Origin of the sequence: Lentzea miocenica (assembly GCF_033949945.1) — a bacterium.
Taxonomy (GTDB): Bacteria; Actinomycetota; Actinomycetes; order Mycobacteriales; family Pseudonocardiaceae; genus Lentzea; species Lentzea miocenica.
In genome coordinates, this window is the sequence record NZ_JAXAVW010000041.1 from 14,257 (window position 1) to 30,361 (window position 16,105).

Here is a 16,105-nt window from a genome sequence, read left to right on the forward strand (position 1 = left end):
GTCAGACCCCGCGTGTAGCGTCGAACGCGCCAGACGATCACGGGGAGTGTGGCAGCGTGACTGCGTTGCGTAATCAACCGGCGCCGGCGAGGTTCGCCGACCGCGCCGAGGCCGAGGCTTACGTGGCCTCGGTCTGTTTCAAACACGGCCCACCGAGGCTGTTCGGCGTGGAGCTCGAATGGACCGTGCACCACGCCGAAGACCCGGGTGAGACGCTAGACAGGAACCGGTTGGCCGCGGCTCTCGGAGAGCACGCGCCGCCCACGCTGGTTCCGGACAGCCCCCAGCGGCCGCTTCCCAGCGGCACCCCGCTGACCGTCGAACCGGGCGGGCAGGTCGAGATCTCCACTCCTCCCTGCACCAGCCTCCCGGACCTCTTCCAGACGGTCTCCCAGGACATCTCTTATCTGACCGCCATGCTGGCGGACCACGGTCTCGTGCTCGGCGATCGGGGCGCTGACCAGCATCGCAGCCCCACGCGCCTGCTGCAGGTGCCCCGGTACGCCGCGATGGAGCACGCGTTCAGCCCGCTCGGCGCCGACGGCATCTCGATGATGTGCAACACCGCCGGTCTGCAGGTGTGCCTCGACTTCGGTGAGGAGAAGCACCTCAGGGACAGATGGGCTGCCGTGCACCAACTCGGGCCGGTGCTCATCGCGTTGTTCGCGAACTCACCGAGCATCGGCGGTATGCACGAAGACTGGGCGTCGGCGCGCATGCGGACGCTCTACGGCACGGATCCCGTGCGCACCAGGCCAAGTGCTGTGTGCGCCGATCCGGCACAGGCTTATGCGCGCAGAGTCGTCGACACTCCGGTGATCGTCATGCGCGGGCCGAGTCCCAGTTGGATTCCGCCACGCAGACTGACGTTTGCCGACTGGATAGACGGGGCACTCGACCGCAGCCCCACCAGCGACGACCTCGACTACCACATGACGACCATGTTCCCGCCGGTGCGGCCGCGCGGGTACATCGAGATCAGATACCTCGACACACCCGCGCCCGGCGGGTGGATCGCGCCGAGTGCGCTGCTCGTCGCGCTGTTCAGCGACCCGTCCGTTGTGGACGGTGTGCTGGCGGCGACGGAACGGGCGGCCGGGCGATGGCTCATCGCCGCACGGCACGGGATGGCGGACGAACGCATTGCCAGAGCGGCGAAGGACGTCGTGGCTCTCGGCATCGAGTCGTTGCACCGCACCGGTCTCTCGTACGACCAGATCAGCGCTATCAGCCGAGAGCTTGAGGGGAAGCTGTGACAGAAGAACTCCGCGAGCACGTGGCGGAGGAACTGTTGCGTTCGCGCGCGCGTTCCACCGCCTTGACCGACGCCGTCGACGAGCACGACCTCGTCCGGCAGCACTCGAAGCTGATGTCGCCGCTGGTCTGGGACCTGGCGCACATCGGCAACCAGGAGGAGCTCTGGCTCGTTCGCGACGTCGGCGGACGCGAACCGGTCCGCAGCGACATCGACGAGTACTACGACGCGTTCAAGTTCTCCAGGAGCGTGCGGCCCGAGTTGCCGCTGCTCAACCCGCGTGAGGCCCGTCAGTACGTCGGTGACGTGCGCGGCAAGGTGTTCGACGTGCTGGAGAAGGTCCCGCTGGAGGGCCGCAGGCTCGTCGAGAACGCCTTCGCGTTCGGCATGATCGTGCAGCACGAGCAGCAGCACGACGAGACGATGCTCGCCACGCACCAGCTGCGCACCGGCGAACCGGTCCTGCACGCACCGCCACCGCCCACCGGAAACCTCGTTCCCGCAACGGAAGCGTTCATTCCGGGCGGACCGTTCGAAATGGGCACGTCGGACGAGCCGTGGGCGCTCGACAACGAACGTCCCGCGCACGCCGTCCACGTCGACTCGTTCTTCATCGACACCACCCCCGTCACGAACGCCGAGTACGCCGAGTTCGTGCTGGCCGGCGGCTACGACGACCGTCGTTTGTGGACCGAAGAGGGCTGGCGGCACCGGACGACGGCCAAGCTCTCCGGTCCGCGCTTCTGGCATCGCGAGGGCAACTCGTTCAGCCGCACGGCGTTCGGCGTGACTGAGCCGATCGTGCCGGACGAACCCGTTGTGCACGTGTGCTTCCACGAGGCCCAGGCGTACGCGACGTGGGCGGGCAAGCGGCTGCCGACCGAGCAGGAGTGGGAGAAGGCCGCCCGCTACGACGCCGAGACCGCGACGACCAGGCGTTATCCGTGGGGCGACGAGGAACCCGCCGAGATCCACGCGAACCTCGGTCAGCGGCACCTGCGCCCGGCGCCGGTCGGCGCGTATCCCAAGGGGGTCTCGGCCGCGGGCGTGCACCAGCTGATCGGTGACGTCTGGGAGTGGACCTCGTCGGACTTCCAGCCCTATCCGGGTTTCGAGGTCTTCCCGTACGCCGAGTACTCGCAGGTCTTCTTCGGGCCGGACTACAAGGTCCTGCGCGGTGGCTCGTTCGGCACCGACAAGTCCGCGATCCGGTCGACGTTCCGCAACTGGGACTACCCGATCAGAAGGCAGATCTTCGCCGGCTTCCGCTGCGCCAGGGACGCCTAGCCCGATGTGCCGCCACCTGGCTTACCTGGGCACCGCCATGCCCTTGGCGGGCCTGCTCTACGACGCACCGCACTCCCTGGAGCGCCAGGCATACGTGCCGCAGGACATGCGGGCCGGGGGAACCGTGAACGTCGACGGCTACGGCGTCGGCTGGTTCCCCGGCCCGGTGCGGTACCGGCGCGCCGGGACGTTGTGGAGCGACGCGAACCTGCGTCAGCTGGCGGCGGCCGAGTCGACGGCCTTCCTCGCCGCGGTCCGGTCGGCGACGGCCGGGATGCCCGTCGGCGACGCGGCCTGCGCGCCGTTCACCGACGGCACCTGGCTGTTCAGCCACAACGGGCGGGTCGACGGCTGGCCGCACACCGTGGCGGGGCTCGCGAAGACGCTGGACGTGACCGATCTGCTGACCATGGACGCGCCGACGGACTCGGCGCTGCTGTGGACGGTGCTGAGGCGTCGCCTGGAGACCGGGAAGAACCCGGCTCAGGCGCTTGTTGAACTCGTGCGGGAGGTAGCGGACGCGGCGCCCAAGTCGCGGCTGAACTTCTTGCTGACCAACGGAAAAGTGCTCGTGGGGACCACGTGGACACACGCCCTGTGGGTGCTGCAGAAAGGACAGAGCGTGACGCTCGCGTCCGAGAAGCTCGACGACGACCCCGGCTGGCGGGAGATCCCCGACCGGCACGTGGTCACCGCTGATCCATCCACTGTGGAGGTTCGACCGATATGACCGAGCCGGTGCTGGACGTTCATCTCAAACCGGAGGACGCCGCACACGCGCTACGTGCCGACGTGCGAGCCGGACTGACCGCGGACCCGAAGTGGGTCTCGCCGAAGTGGTTCTACGACGCGGTGGGCAGCGAGCTGTTCGAGGACATCACGCGGCTGCCCGAGTACTACCCGACGCGCGCCGAACGCGAGGTCCTCGCCGAGCGGGCCGGTGAGATCGCGGCGACGACCGGCGCGCACTCGCTGGTGGAGCTGGGTTCCGGGTCGTCGGAGAAGACGCGGTTGCTGCTCAGCGCGCTTCGCGAGCACGGCACTTTGCAGGAGTTCGTGCCGCAGGACGTGTCCGTGTCGGCGTTGACCGAGGCGGCGCACGCGATCATCGCGGACTACCCGGGCCTGCGGGTGCACGGTGTGGTCGGCGACTTCACCCAGCACCTGTCGTTGCTGCCCGGCGAGTCGCCGCGGGTGGTGGCGTTTCTGGGCGGCACGATCGGCAACCTCATCCCGGAGGAGCGGGAGAAGTTCCTCCGCACCGTCCGGGACGTGCTGGATCCGGGGGAGTGGCTGCTGCTCGGCACCGACCTCGTGAAGGACGAACAGACGCTGGTGCGCGCGTACGACGACGCGCAGGGCGTCACGGCGGAGTTCAACCGAAATGTGTTGAACGTCCTGAACCGCGAGGTCGGCGGGGACTTCGACGTCGAGGCGTTCGAGCACGTCGCGTTGTGGAACGCCGAGCAGGAGTGGATCGAGATGCGCCTGCGGGCCAGGCGGGCCATGCGGGTGACGATCGCGGAACTCGGCCTGACCGTCGACTTCCGCGAGGGCGAGGAGCTGCGCACCGAGGTGTCGGCCAAGTTCCGCGAGGAAGGTGTGCGCAAAGAGCTGGAAGACGGCGGGTTCGCGTTGCACCGGTGGTGGACCGATTCCGAGGGCCGGTTCGCGGTCTCGCTCGCCCAAGCGGTGTAACCGGGCGAACACCCTCCGATAGGCGGGTACTGGTGGTCCGCTGACAGTGGTGGGCTGCGTCGATGACTCCTGCATCAACGCGTGCCGTGCGCGTGGCGCTTGTCAGTGCGCTCGCGCTCGGCACGGTCATCACCGGCCTGGGCACTGCTTCTGCCCAGGCCGAAGCCACCTCAACCGTCAGACCCGCCGCGTGGGGGCCGTGCGCGGCCGACGTGCTCGCGGAGATCCCCGCCGCGCAGCGCGACAAGGTCAGCTGTGCCGTTCAGCAGGTGCCCGTCGACCACTCGCGGCCGCGCGGTGACTCGACGGGCGTCATCATGATGAAGCGCCCGGCGCTGGACCCGGCGAAGAAGATCGGCTCGTTGTTCATCAACCCCGGCGGCCCCGGTGGCGCCGGCCTGATCTACAGCGCGTACGGCTCCAGCTTCTTCACCCCGGAGATCCTCGAGAAGTTCGACCTCATCGGCTTCGACCCGCGCGGTGTGGGCCGCAGCGCGCCGCTGCGCTGCTTCCGCACCCAGGAGGAGGCCGAGGCGGTCAACGAGGGCTGGTTCGCGCTGCCGATCACCAAGGACGAGATCGCGAGCTCGATCCGGCAGTCCAAGGCCTACACGGACTACTGCGGGATCAACGCCGGTCCGTTGCTCAACCACATGTCGACCGAGGCCGTCGCCCGCGACCTCGACGTCATGCGTGAGGCCGTCGGCGACCGCCAGCTCACGTACGTCGGTTTCTCGTACGGCACGCTGCTCGGCGCGACCTACGCGAACATCTTCCCGCAGAAGTCGCGGGCACTGGTCCTCGACGGCAACGTCGACCCGCACCTGCGCCTGACCAACGGCGCGCAGTACGACCGCGAGCGCGCTCGGGGCTTCGAGATCGCGTTGGACGCGATGCTTCGTCGCTGCGACACGGTCGGTGTGGCGAAGTGCGCGTTCGCCGGTGACGCCCGCAAGAAGTTCGACAAGATCCGCGAGACGTTGCGCAAGGGCCCGACGACGTTGCCCGGTGGCACCCAGGTGACGCTGACCGGCGTGGTCGGCCGCACGTCGAGCAACCTGTACAGCCCGTCCACGTTCAAGGCGCTCACGACCTGGCTGCAGTCGATCCACGTCGCGCAGAACCCGTCGGCTGCCGCTTTGAGCGTTCAGTCCGTTGTGGACGTTCCGATGCTCAACAACCTCGGTGGCCGCGCAGACGTGCGCGTGCTGCCGGACACGCCGTACACCGCGGACGACTCGTACTTCGCGGTCAACTGCACGGACAAGCCGTTCTCCCGCTCGAACCGCAACTGGGCGACCACGGCGGCCAAGTGGGAGAAGGAGTCGCCGACGTTCGGCCGCTACCAGGCTGCCGCGGACCTGCTGACCTGCCCGACCTGGCCGACGCGCAACCCGGACCGCTGGATCGGCCCGTGGAACCGCCACACCAAGAACCCGGTCGTCGTGGTGGGCAACTACTACGACCCGGCGACGCAGTACCTGTTCTCGCAGCGCATGGCCAAGCAGCTCGGCAACGCGCGGCTGATCAGCGTCGACGCGTTCGGTCACTGCATCCTCGGTGACTCGGCCGGCGCCGACGCGGCGGTGACCCGCTACCTGGTCGACCTGACCGCACCCGTGAACGGTTCGGTGTACCAGCCGAACGTCCAGCCGTTCGCCTGATTCGTCCGGTAGGCGGAGGGTTGTGTCCCGCGATGTCGGGACACAACCCTCCGAACGACGGGTACAAACGGTGCACCGTCAGTGATGGGCTGCACGCGTGACGTCATCTTCCGCATCTCTGCGCGTCCTGATCACGAGCGCGCTCGTGTTCGGCACCGTCGTTTCCGGTCTGGGCACCGCATCCGCCCAGACCGAGGCATCCGCCGTCAGACCCGCTGCCTGGGGGCAGTGCGCGGCAGACGTACTGGCCTCGCTGCCCGCCAGCGTCACGCCCGAGGAGCGCGCGCGGCTCTCCTGCACCACCCAGGAAGTGCCCGTCGACCACTCGCGCCCGCGCGGTGAGAAGACCGGCATCGCCATGATGAAGCGCCCGGCGAACGACCCGTCCCGCAAGATCGGGTCGATCTTCCTCAACCCCGGTGGCCCCGGCGGCTCCGGCCTGATCCGCGGCGCCATCGCCAAGAACTACTTCCAGCCGCAGGTGCTGGACCGGTTCGACATCATCGGCTTCGACCCCCGCGGCGTGGCCCGCAGCGCGCCGCTGCGCTGCTTCCGCACCCAGGAGGAGTCCGACGCGGTGAACGGCGGCTGGTACAGCCTGCCCATCACCAAGGCGGAGATCTCCAGCTCGATCTCGTCCGCCAAGGCCTACACGGACTACTGCAAGATCAACGCAGGTCCGTTGCTCAACCACATGTCGACCGAGGCCGTCGTGCGCGACCTCGACATCATGCGCGAGTCCGTGGGCGACAAGCAGCTGAACTTCGTCGGCTTCTCCTACGGCACGCTGATCGGCTCGACGTACGCGAACATCTTCCCGTCCAAGGCGCGGGCGATCGTGATCGACGGCAACGTCGACCCGCAGCTGCGCCTGACCAACGGCGCCGAGTACGACCGCCAGCGCGCCCAGGGCTTCGAGATCGCGCTGGACGCGATGCTGAAGCGCTGTGACAGCGCGGGCGTCGCCAAGTGCGCCTTCGCCGGAGACGCGCGGGCCAAGTTCGAGGCCATGAAGAAGGCCCTGGCGGCCGGCCCCGCGACGTTGCCGAACGGCACCAAGGTCGCGCTCGCCGACGTGATCGGCCGCGTGGCCGGCGACCTGTACTCGGTGCCGCGCTTCGCCGCCCTGGTGGCGTGGCTGCAGTCGATCCACGTCGCGCTGAACCCCGGCCCCGCCGCGGCCTTCAGCGTTCAGTCCACTGTGGAGCTCGCCGCCCCGCTCAACAACGGCGGTGGCCGCTTCGACGTCGACCCGCTGCCGGAGACCCCGTACACGGCGGACGACTCGTACTTCGCGGTCAACTGCACCGACAAGCCGTTCGCCCGCACGAACCGCCTGTGGGAGCAGACGGCGGCGAAGTGGGAGAAGCAGTCGCCGACCTTCGGCCGCTACCAGGCCGCGTCCGACCTGCTCGCCTGCCCGACGTGGCCGACCCGCAACCCGGACCGCTGGATCGGCCCGTGGAACCGCAAGACCGCGAACCCGATCGTGGTGGTGGGCAACTACTACGACCCGGCGACGCAGTACCTGTTCTCGCAGCGCATGGCCAAGCAACTCGGCAACGCGCGGCTGATCAGCGTCGACTCGTTCGGCCACTGCATCCTGGGCCGGGCTGCCGGGGCTGACGCGGCCGTGGCGAAGTACCTGGTGGATCTCGTTGCGCCGGCCGACGGTCAGGTGTTCCAGCCGAACCTGCAGCCGTTCGCCTGATCACTGCGGATAGCAGCAGTACACCCGCACTGAGGAACGGCGTCAGCGGGGCCGAGGCCAGGGAAACCAGGGGCACGGCCGCGTTGACGCCGTTTTTCGTTGCGGCGGCCAACAGATCACAGCAGAGCGCTCCTCACGATCAACACCACCGCGCTCGCCCCCGCCACGATCAGCATCGGCCTCCGGATCCCACCGGCGTCGAACCGCTTGCGCAACGGCCCGGACAGCAGGAACCCGGCCACCAGGAACGGGATCAGCGCGAGCCCCGTCCACAGCTGGTGCGCGTGCACCTGCCCGGCCGCGAGCAGCCCGACGATCGAGGCGCCCGACCCGAGCACGAAGAACGCCGCGAGCGTCGCCCTGACCTGCGGGCCTGCCTGGTTCTGGTAGAGCAGCGCGACCATCGGGCCGCCCACCGCCGTCGCCGTGCCGAACGAGCCGCTCGCGAACCCGGCCGTGACCAGTGCCTTCGGCTCGGGTTGTGGGCGCCAGGCGGTGATGGACAGCAGCACGCACGCCAGCACCGAGCCGCCGACGACGAGGCCGAAGCCCTTCGGGTCGAGGGCGTCGACGATCAGGATGCCCACGACGGTGCCCGGCAGCCTGCCCAGCATCGCCCAGCCGACGCCGCGCCAGTCGACGTGGGTGAACTCGCGCGCCAATGACATCGACGCGTGCGCGGTGGCGACCATGAGGACGGGCACCGGCAGCAGCGCGGGATCGAGCAGCGCGAGGATCGGCACGACGATGAGCGCCAGGCCGAAGCCGATCAGTCCTTGCAGCAGACCTCCGAGCGCTACGACCACGCCCGCGATCGCGAGCAACCCCCAGGACATGGTTAGCAAGGCTACAGATTGGTGCCACCAGGTTTCTCCCGCCGTTCGCCTGGCGTTGGCCGGGCACACCTACGCTCCGCGCCATGACTGCGTCCCGCCGTTCCTTCCTGCTCGGCACCGGTGCGACCGCCGCTGCTGCCGCCCTGGTCACGCCCGGTGTCGCCGATGCTGACATCGTTGTCGGCAGTGGCCGTCCCGACCCGGAGGCGCGGCGGTTCACGCTCGCGGTGATTCCGGACACGCAGTACATGTTCGATCTCGACCGGGGCGACTCGGCGCCGTTGAAGGCGACGCTGCAGTACCTGATCGACCACCAGAGGTCCGAGAACATCGTCTTCGTCAGCCACCTCGGCGACCTAGTCGAGAACGGGCGGAAGAGCGAGATCGACGACATCAGCGAGCGGTTCGAGGTGCTCGACCGGCGCCGGGTCGGGTACAGCGTGCTCGCGGGCAACCACGACCTGCCGGACTCGCGCACCGACGACCAGCGCGGCCGCACGCCGTACCTCGACAGGTTCGGGCCGCGGCGGTTCCGGAACTCGCCGACGTACCGGGCTTCCAGTGCCGACGGGTACAACTCGTTCCACGTGTTCCAGGCCGCGGGCAAGGAGTGGCTGGTCCTCGCGCTCGACTGGCGCATGTCCGCCAAGGGGTTCGAGTGGGCGCGCTCGGTGCTGAAGCAGCACGCGAAGCTGCCGGTCATCCTCACCACGCATGAGCTGGTGTACGACGGCAACGACGGTGTCGCGCAGATGTCCGACTACGGCCGCAAACTGTGGGACGAGCTGATCAAGGACAACGACCAGATCTTCCTCACGCTCAACGGTCACTTCTGGCCGCCGGCGCGGGCGACCATGCGGAACGCCGCCGGCAACGACGTGCACGTGCACATCACGAACTACCAGGACCGCTACTACGGCGGCGGCGCGATGATCCGGCTGTACCACTTCGACCTGGACCGCAGGACGATCGACGTGCGCACGCTGTCGCCGTGGCTGCTCGGCAAACGCGCGCTCAACCCGTTGGAGCGCAAGGAGATCGAGCTGACCGGGCCGGCCGACAGGTTCAGCGTGCCGATCGACTTCGAGCAGCGGTTCGCCCGGTTCGACCCGCCGGTGCTGCCTCCCGCGCAGGCCGCGAAGGACGTGCTGGTGCGCGGAACCGTCGCGTACTGGCGGCTCGGTGAGGGGCTGAAGGACCTGTCGGGCAACGGGAACGACCTCAAGCAGACGGGTGAGCTGACCGCGGGGGACGACCACCACCGGTTCGCGCCGTCGCACCGTTCGCTGTACTTCGGCAAGAACGGGTACCTGTCCACTGTGGATGCCGCGCCGATCAACCGCGACACGTTCGAGCGCGGGTACACGATCGAGCTGTTCCTCAAGCTGCCCAAGGACTTCAACCACCCGTGGTGCGGCCTGTTCACCAAGCTCGCGCCCGGCTCGGCGGCGGGCAAGACCGGTGACGACCCGAGCGAGCCGATCGCGACGCTGAACCTCGCGGGCGGCGGCGTGCTGCAGTGGGCGGTGTTCCCGCGCGACCTGCCGGGGCTGTCCACGAACTGGGGCCACGAGATGGACTTCGACACGTGGTGGCACGTCGCCGTGGTCAACGACGGCGCGCACACCACGATGTACGTCGACGGATCTCCCTTGCTGCGCAACCCGTCCACGCCCGCGCGCGGCATCTCGACCGCCGGTGACCCGTGGCTGGTCGGCGCCTACGCGTACAACAAGATCGTCGAGAAGTCGTTGCACGGCTGGATCGGTGACATGCGGGTGGTGAGCCGGCCGCTGGACCGCTCCGAGTTCATGCGGTCGAAGGCAGCCCGAACCGCGGGAACAGACTGAGGTCGAAGAACGACGAGACGCGCGTGATCCGGTCGTCGCGCACCTCCAGCACCTGGAGGTTGAACGGCCGGAACACGCCGTCCTCTTCTCGCAGGTACAGCCCGTAAGCAGGCTGGCCGTTCGCTTCCACGGCGATCATGCGCGCGCCGTGCGGTACCGCGGGACATTGGTTCGTGAGGTGCCACGCGACCATCTCCGGCCCCTGGTACCACTGCGGGAACGGCGGCATCTCCCAGACGACGTCCTCGGCGAACATCCCGATGATCGCCGGGATGTCCTTGGCCTCGAACGCCTTCACCCACCGGTCGAGCAGCGGCTTGGCCTCCGCGGGCTCGGTGATCTGCTCCTCGGTGAGGTCCTTGAGCTGCGCGTGGGCCCGTTGCAGAGCGCTGTTGACGGCCGCCACGGTCATGTCGAGCTCGTCGGCGGTCTCCGCGGCGGTCATCCTGAGGACGTCGCGCAGGATCAGCACCGCGCGTTGCCGTGGCGGCAGGTGCTGGAGCGCCGCGACGAAGGCCAGCCTGGTGGACTCGCGTTCGGTGACGATGGCGGCGGGGTCGGTCGGGAACGGCTCCAGCCACGGGACCTCGTGGTCCTGGGTCAGCGAGTCCGTTTCCGTCGCACTCGTGGACAGGCCGAACGGCAACGGTCGTTTGGTGCGGGTGTCGAGCGCGGTGAGACAGACGTTCGTCGCGATCCGGTACAGCCACGTGCGCACCGACGACCGGCCCTCGAACTTGCCGTACGCCTTCCACGCGCGCAGGTACGTCTCCTGCACCAGGTCCTCGGCGTCGTGCACCGAGCCGAGCATCCGGTAGCAGTGTGCGAGCAGTTCCCGCCGGAACGGGTCCGCGGCGGTCGCGAAGTCCGCTGTCACTTCCACTGTCACTCTTGCACTGTAATCGCGTTCCGCAGCCTGGTGACGAGCATTCCGATGTGGTCTTTGAGCTCCTGCGGCTCCCGCACCTCGAAGTCGAGCCCGATGAACAGCAGGTAGAACACGATCCGGTCGAGCGACTCGGCACCCGTGCGCATCAGGCAGGAGCTGTCGTCGATCGGCTCCAGCGACACCGACATGGGGGAGGTGCGTTCCGCGACTTCCCGAAGCGGCGCCTTGATCGTCAGCACCGCCTGATAGGTGTAGACGCTCGACGCGACCTGGCGCGACACGAACTCGCCCAACGATTCCGCGGGTGGTTCGCGGGGCGTGAACCGGGCGGCGAGCGTCGGTTCGGTGCTGACGCGGTCGACCCGGAACGTCCGCCAGTCCTGTTTGGACACGTCCCAGGCGACGAGGTACCACCTGCGGCCCGTGTGCACGAGGCCTTGCGGTTCCACGAGCCGTTTCGCGGGCTCGCCGTGCGTCGAGGCGTAGGTGAACCGCAGCTGCGCGTGGTCGCGGCAGGCGGCGGCGATGATCGTGAGCGTCTCCGGGTCGACGGTCGGGCCCGCGGCGATCAGCGGAGTGGTGTGCGCCTGCAACGCCTGGACGCGCCGGCGCAGCCTGGTCGGCAGCACCTGTTCCAGCTTGGTGAGCGCGCGGACCGACGTCTCCTCGATGCCCGCGATCGTGCCGTTGGCGGCGGTGCGCAGGCCTACCGCGACGGCGACCGCTTCGTCGTCGTCGAGCAGCAACGGCGGGAGTTCCGCGCCGGCACCGAGCTGGTACCCGCCGGTCGCCCCTGGCAGCGACGTGACGGGGTAGCCGAGGCTGCGGAGCTTGTCCACGTCGCGGCGGATCGTGCGGACGTCGACGCTGAGCCGGTCCGCGAGCTCCGGGCCCGTCCAGTCGCGTCGCACCTGCAGCAGGGACAGGAGCTTCAGCAACCGTGCGGACGTCTCCAGCATGTGAGGGATCTTAGATTCCGTTGCGAACAACGGCCTGTGGTGGTTAGGGTTTGCGCCATGACTGCCGGGTCGGCCTTGTGCCGTGAGCGGAACGGTTGCCCGGCCCTGACTTGATCAGGGCCCCTCCATCCCCGCGCCTGTCCACACATCGGGATACGCGCACAGGGAGAGGAGGTGATGCGCAATGCTTCCCAACGTTGGTGATGTCTTTTCGGGGAAGGTCGTCTCGACCGTTCCCTTCGGATCGTTCGTCGAGCACCCCGCCGGTGCACACGGGCTCCTGCACGGCCGCCAGGCCGAGGTGGGTTCCTCGGTTCAGGTGAAGGTGCTGTCGGTGGACGCCGAGCAGCAGCGATTCAGCCTGGAGCTGGCGTGATGTGAGTGCTCGGGCAGAGGCGCCCTGCCCGAGTTTCCTCACGTCCTTCACGGCGCGCGTTTTTCAAGGCTTGCGGTATTCAGCGCACTCCACGATCAACCGGTCGTGGAGCGTTCTGCGGTGCCCTTGTTCCTGGGGCGCCGTGCCGAGCGCGTCCGCCGGGCTCGTGACGTCGTGCAGCAGCCGGTACAACACGACATCCGTTGCGGTGTAAAGCCAATCGTCCGCCTTGCCGGGCGGCGCGGCCGGTCCGAGCATGTTCTCGAACCACGCCGGGAACAGCAGATCCCTCGCGACCGCGTCCTCGATGCGGGTGCGGATCTTCTGGCGCACCTCCGCGACGGCTTCGTTGCCCGCCGACTTGGCAGCGGTGTCCCTGGCATGCGTGTTTTCGTCCGGTGCGACAGGACGTTCCTGCGTGGTGATCGCTCGCCATTGCTTGTACTTCTTGCGCCACAACGCTTCCGCGTTCGGGGGCAGGTGGGTCAGGGCTTCGGCCGCGTCGATCGCCTCGTGGGCCGCCCGGTCGTACTCCGCGATGGACTTGCGGGTGCTCTTGGCTTCCTGCGGGGTGAAGGTCTTGCGGGCGTAGGCTTCCTGGCCGGCCAGGATCCTGGCGATCAGGGCTTTGGGGACTTCCGGCCAGATGTCGAAGTCGGCTTTCTGGGTTTCGCCTGCGCGAACTTTCCGGTTCAGCGCCACCAGGAGTCGTTCGAGGCGGTGGACGCTCTCCGCCAGTTCGGTGATCCGGTCGTTGGTCTTGGTGACCTTGCGGGTGGTGTCCCTGAACTGGTTGGTGGTGCTCAGTTGTTGTTGTGCTGCCTCGGTTTGGGCGTTGTCCATCCTGGTGGTGAGCGAGTTGAGGTCCTTTTTGAGGCGCTCGATCTTGTCGTCCAGCGCCTTGACCGGGTCGATGTTCATCGCAGCGTCCTCCACGCCCACCAGGCGACTCCCGCCAGCACGACCAGTGCCGCCCAGCCGTTGGCCAGCGGGGTGAGGAGGGTGGCCGCCAGTGCCGCGGTGATGGCCGCGGTCCTGGCTCGTGGTTCCCAGATCTTGCGGCCGGTCGGGTCGACCAGGACGGCTGCGGCGACGGCCACGGACAGGAGGAGGGAGAGCAGGGACCAGGCGTCGAACCAGCCGACGGCGACGATCAGGGCGGCGACGGTGGTGGCTGCGGCTATGGCTCGGTTCGGGTTGGTCAGGCGGGCTGCTTCCACGTCCCTGCGGGCTTGCATCACGGCTTCGACTTCCTTGTCGGTGTCCGCCAGCAAGGACGGGAAGTCGGGGCTGCCGGGGCCTGCGGCTTGGAGGGCTCGTAGGGCTGTTCGCAGCGCGTTCTGGCGGTCGGCCAAGCGGGCGAACGGTTCGGCTGCCATGCCCCGAAATCGTGATCAACGGGGGTGGGTGGGGCTAGGGCTGGGGGCGGAGTTGGTCCGGTTGCCGACGAACTTCCCTCTAGTGGAGCAGTGGCCGGGTTGCGGGCGGCCGGTCCTGTCGCGTGCTCCCCCGCGTCAGGACTTGCGGCGGGCCTCCTCGGGCCAGACGACCTCGATGCGCACGCCGCTTGCTCGTGCCTGTTCCACGACGTCCGCGGTGCCGCCCTTGCCCTGGGACGGCACGCCGTCCCACACCGCCACGAGCATCTCGACTGAGGCGAGCATGCGTTCGTTCGCGGCTACGTAGGCCAGGCGTCCGCTCGACATGAGCGGAAGCACGCTGACCACGGTGGCGGCCGCGCGCAGTTCGTCGTACTCGGCCACCTGGTGTGGCTTGAGGCGGTCGCGGTAGTCGAGTGCCGGGAGGACCACCTCGACCTGGCCGCCGAGGTCCAGGACGGCTCTGGCGAACACCTGGTCGGCGCCAGGGGCCAGGCAGGTGACGCCGACCAGGGGACGGTCCAGTCGGTCCAGGACGCCGGCGATCGCGGCCTGGACGGCTGGGACGCACTCGGGTACCAGGTTGGTGTGCCCAGTGATGCCGATGCGCATCAAGCCGTCCGGATCGCTCTGATCGCGTCGCGGGTGTCCTGCACGGCGGGGATGTGGCGGTGCCGTGCCGCTTCCTTGGCGAAATCCTCCAGTTTGCGCAGGACGCGCCCCGAGGAGAGCTTCGCCGCTGTCGGCAGGACCTCGTTGATCAACCCGCACGCTGCCTCCGGGTCTCCCGCGACCATCTTGGTGCGCGCCAGTCCGATCACGTCGAACGCGCGGTTGCGCACCTTCGACGGGTCCCGCAGTTCCAGGGCTCGCCGGATGTGTTGTTCGGCGAACACGGCTTGAGCTGGGTCGTGCATGGCGAGGTCGCGGCATCGGGCGCCGATCACGCCTTCCAGTTCGGCCTCGTCGAAGCTGTGCAGGTAGCGCGGTTCCACGTCCGCGTCACGTTGCGCGAAGCTGTCCTGGGCCATGCCCACGGCCTGGTGGAACTCGCGGGTCTTGCCCATTTGCGCGTAGGCCCAGGCCTCGCGCGTCAGGAGCAGGGCCTTCAGCGTCGGCGTGCCGGTGCGGCGGGTGCCGTACTGGCCCAGCTGGACGAGTTCCAGGCCGTCCTCCGGGCGGCCCAGGTCGAACATCTGCCTCGCCATGGCGGCCAGGCAGAGGGCCGCGAAGCCGTCGTTGTGGCCGGCCTTGGCCATGCGGATGGCCAGCACGTAGTAGCGCTGGGCCGCGTTGTGCAGGCCCGCGTCGAACGACATGCTCGCCGCCACCTTGGACAGTTCGGCGCCGATGAAGAACGCGCGCTCTGTCGTCGGTCCGGAGGGAGCGCGTCCCAGTCGTTCGGCCAGCTCGTCGAGCTGACCCAGGACGGCCTTGCGGGCCAGTCCGTAGCCGCCCCGGCCGCCCCAGCCGCGCAGGCCGTCGGCCACGCGTTGCAGGGCGAAGAGCTCCTCCTCGCTGATCGCCGAGTGCGACGACCACTTCGACAGGTTCTGCAGGGGGTGCAACCACCGCTGCAGCGGCTCGACCAGTGCGGATCCCACCGTCACCGCGGCAGCCCCGGTGAGCGCCGCTCGTCTGCTGATCGCCAAGTCGCTCCTCGCCGTCTCCTCGACCGAACGGGCAATGCTCGTCGCCTCCCAGGGGGCTGCGAGCACATCTGGTGGGCCGTTTTCAGTGGGGCCCACCTGAGCTGGGATGACGACTCGGTCGAACCACAGTCGTTCGCCAGGTACTCCGAGCACGAGCGCGAAGTGGCGCAACCGGTCGAGCCGGTCGATCTGGTTCTCGCCCGACTCGTAACGTGAGAGTTGCGCCTGGCTGATGCCGAGCCACGCCGCCATGCGGTCCTGCGTGACCCGGCTCAGGTGCTGGGGGTGGTGGCGGTACGCGGAGATCAGCGCACCCATGTCGCGGTCCGCGCAGGCCGCCGCGATCGCGGGGTGGTCCCAGAAGTCGTTCGGGACCTCGGGTGGGCCGTGCACGCCGGAACGAGCGTTGCGGCGGCACCGGTGACACAGCCGATCGGCGTTGTCGGCGGCGATGAACGCCCCACACGGGCAAGCGCGCCTGGATTTGGGTCTCGCGGTATCCATCGGCATCGCTCCCGTCACTGAGCGTTCACCCAGTGTACGGAGACG

General features: G+C 68.7%; 15 protein-coding genes. 8 read left to right on the top strand and 7 right to left on the bottom strand.

Features of this window, described 5'->3' with window-relative positions:
- Positions 1-56 precede the first annotated feature (56 nt).
- From SK803_RS38230 to SK803_RS38255, 6 genes are all read left to right on the top strand, one after another.
- The gene (locus tag SK803_RS38230; protein ID WP_319971083.1) at positions 57-1,256 is read left to right on the top strand and encodes a glutamate-cysteine ligase family protein; all 1,200 of its coding nucleotides are present in this window, start codon (positions 57-59) and stop codon (positions 1,254-1,256) included.
- The gene (gene egtB, locus SK803_RS38235; protein WP_319971084.1) at positions 1,253-2,542 is read left to right on the top strand and encodes an ergothioneine biosynthesis protein EgtB; all 1,290 of its coding nucleotides are present in this window, start codon (positions 1,253-1,255) and stop codon (positions 2,540-2,542) included. Before SK803_RS38230 ends, egtB begins: the two co-directional genes overlap by 4 nt.
- A 4-nt stretch (positions 2,543-2,546) precedes the next feature.
- Positions 2,547-3,272, top strand: a complete 726-nt coding sequence (egtC, locus tag SK803_RS38240) for an ergothioneine biosynthesis protein EgtC (RefSeq protein WP_319971085.1) — start codon at positions 2,547-2,549, stop codon at positions 3,270-3,272.
- Entirely contained in the window at positions 3,269-4,240 is a 972-nt protein-coding gene (egtD, locus tag SK803_RS38245; RefSeq protein WP_319971086.1) for an L-histidine N(alpha)-methyltransferase, read from the top strand. The genes egtC and egtD overlap by 4 nt, the downstream gene beginning before the upstream one ends.
- 62 nt (positions 4,241-4,302) lie before the next feature.
- Positions 4,303-5,904 (top strand): alpha/beta hydrolase, encoded by a 1,602-nt coding sequence (locus SK803_RS38250; protein ID WP_319971087.1) that lies wholly within the window; start codon positions 4,303-4,305, stop codon positions 5,902-5,904.
- Between the two features lie 97 nt (positions 5,905-6,001).
- Complete coding sequence (locus SK803_RS38255; protein WP_319971088.1) at positions 6,002-7,615, top strand: alpha/beta hydrolase; 1,614 nt, start codon at positions 6,002-6,004, stop codon at positions 7,613-7,615.
- Between the two features lie 116 nt (positions 7,616-7,731).
- Here the strand turns inward: SK803_RS38255 and SK803_RS38260 are convergent, their stop codons facing one another.
- A complete protein-coding gene (locus SK803_RS38260; protein ID WP_319971089.1) occupies positions 7,732-8,451 on the bottom strand; it encodes a sulfite exporter TauE/SafE family protein in 720 nt (239 codons plus the stop codon).
- Positions 8,452-8,534: 83 nt separating this feature from the next.
- Between SK803_RS38260 and SK803_RS38265 the strand changes: the two genes are divergently transcribed.
- Positions 8,535-10,301: a LamG-like jellyroll fold domain-containing protein gene (locus SK803_RS38265; protein ID WP_319971090.1), complete on the top strand. Its 1,767-nt coding sequence runs from the start codon at positions 8,535-8,537 to the stop codon at positions 10,299-10,301.
- On the opposite strand, the gene SK803_RS38270 is transcribed toward SK803_RS38265, so the two are convergent.
- Together SK803_RS38270 and SK803_RS38275 are read right to left on the bottom strand one after the other, a co-directional pair.
- Positions 10,261-11,190 (bottom strand): sigma-70 family RNA polymerase sigma factor, encoded by a 930-nt coding sequence (locus tag SK803_RS38270; protein WP_319971091.1) that lies wholly within the window; start codon positions 11,188-11,190, stop codon positions 10,261-10,263. The genes SK803_RS38265 and SK803_RS38270 overlap by 41 nt on opposite strands.
- On the bottom strand, positions 11,187-12,149 hold the full coding sequence (locus SK803_RS38275; protein ID WP_319971092.1) for a helix-turn-helix transcriptional regulator: 963 nt from the start codon (positions 12,147-12,149) through the stop codon (positions 11,187-11,189). The genes SK803_RS38270 and SK803_RS38275 overlap by 4 nt, the downstream gene beginning before the upstream one ends.
- Positions 12,150-12,333: 184 nt before the next feature.
- Between SK803_RS38275 and SK803_RS38280 the strand changes: the two genes are divergently transcribed.
- Positions 12,334-12,525, top strand: a complete 192-nt coding sequence (locus tag SK803_RS38280; RefSeq protein ID WP_319971093.1) for a S1 RNA-binding domain-containing protein — start codon at positions 12,334-12,336, stop codon at positions 12,523-12,525.
- 63 nt (positions 12,526-12,588) lie between these two features.
- Here SK803_RS38280 and SK803_RS38285 read toward each other — a convergent pair whose 3' ends face one another.
- The 4 genes from SK803_RS38285 to SK803_RS38300 form a co-directional block, all read right to left on the bottom strand.
- The gene (locus tag SK803_RS38285; protein WP_319971094.1) at positions 12,589-13,446 is read right to left on the bottom strand and encodes a hypothetical protein; all 858 of its coding nucleotides are present in this window, start codon (positions 13,444-13,446) and stop codon (positions 12,589-12,591) included.
- Positions 13,443-13,904 carry a hypothetical protein gene (locus SK803_RS38290; protein WP_319971095.1) on the bottom strand — a complete coding sequence of 154 codons (462 nt, stop codon included), beginning with the start codon at positions 13,902-13,904 and terminating at the stop codon, positions 13,443-13,445. The genes SK803_RS38285 and SK803_RS38290 overlap by 4 nt, the downstream gene beginning before the upstream one ends.
- A gap of 135 nt (positions 13,905-14,039) precedes the next feature.
- A complete protein-coding gene (locus SK803_RS38295) occupies positions 14,040-14,516 on the bottom strand; it encodes a hypothetical protein (RefSeq protein ID WP_319971096.1) in 477 nt (158 codons plus the stop codon).
- Positions 14,516-15,949 (bottom strand): helix-turn-helix domain-containing protein, encoded by a 1,434-nt coding sequence (locus SK803_RS38300; RefSeq protein ID WP_319971097.1) that lies wholly within the window; start codon positions 15,947-15,949, stop codon positions 14,516-14,518. Before SK803_RS38300 ends, SK803_RS38295 begins: the two co-directional genes overlap by 1 nt.
- Between the last annotated feature and the right edge of the window lie 156 nt (positions 15,950-16,105).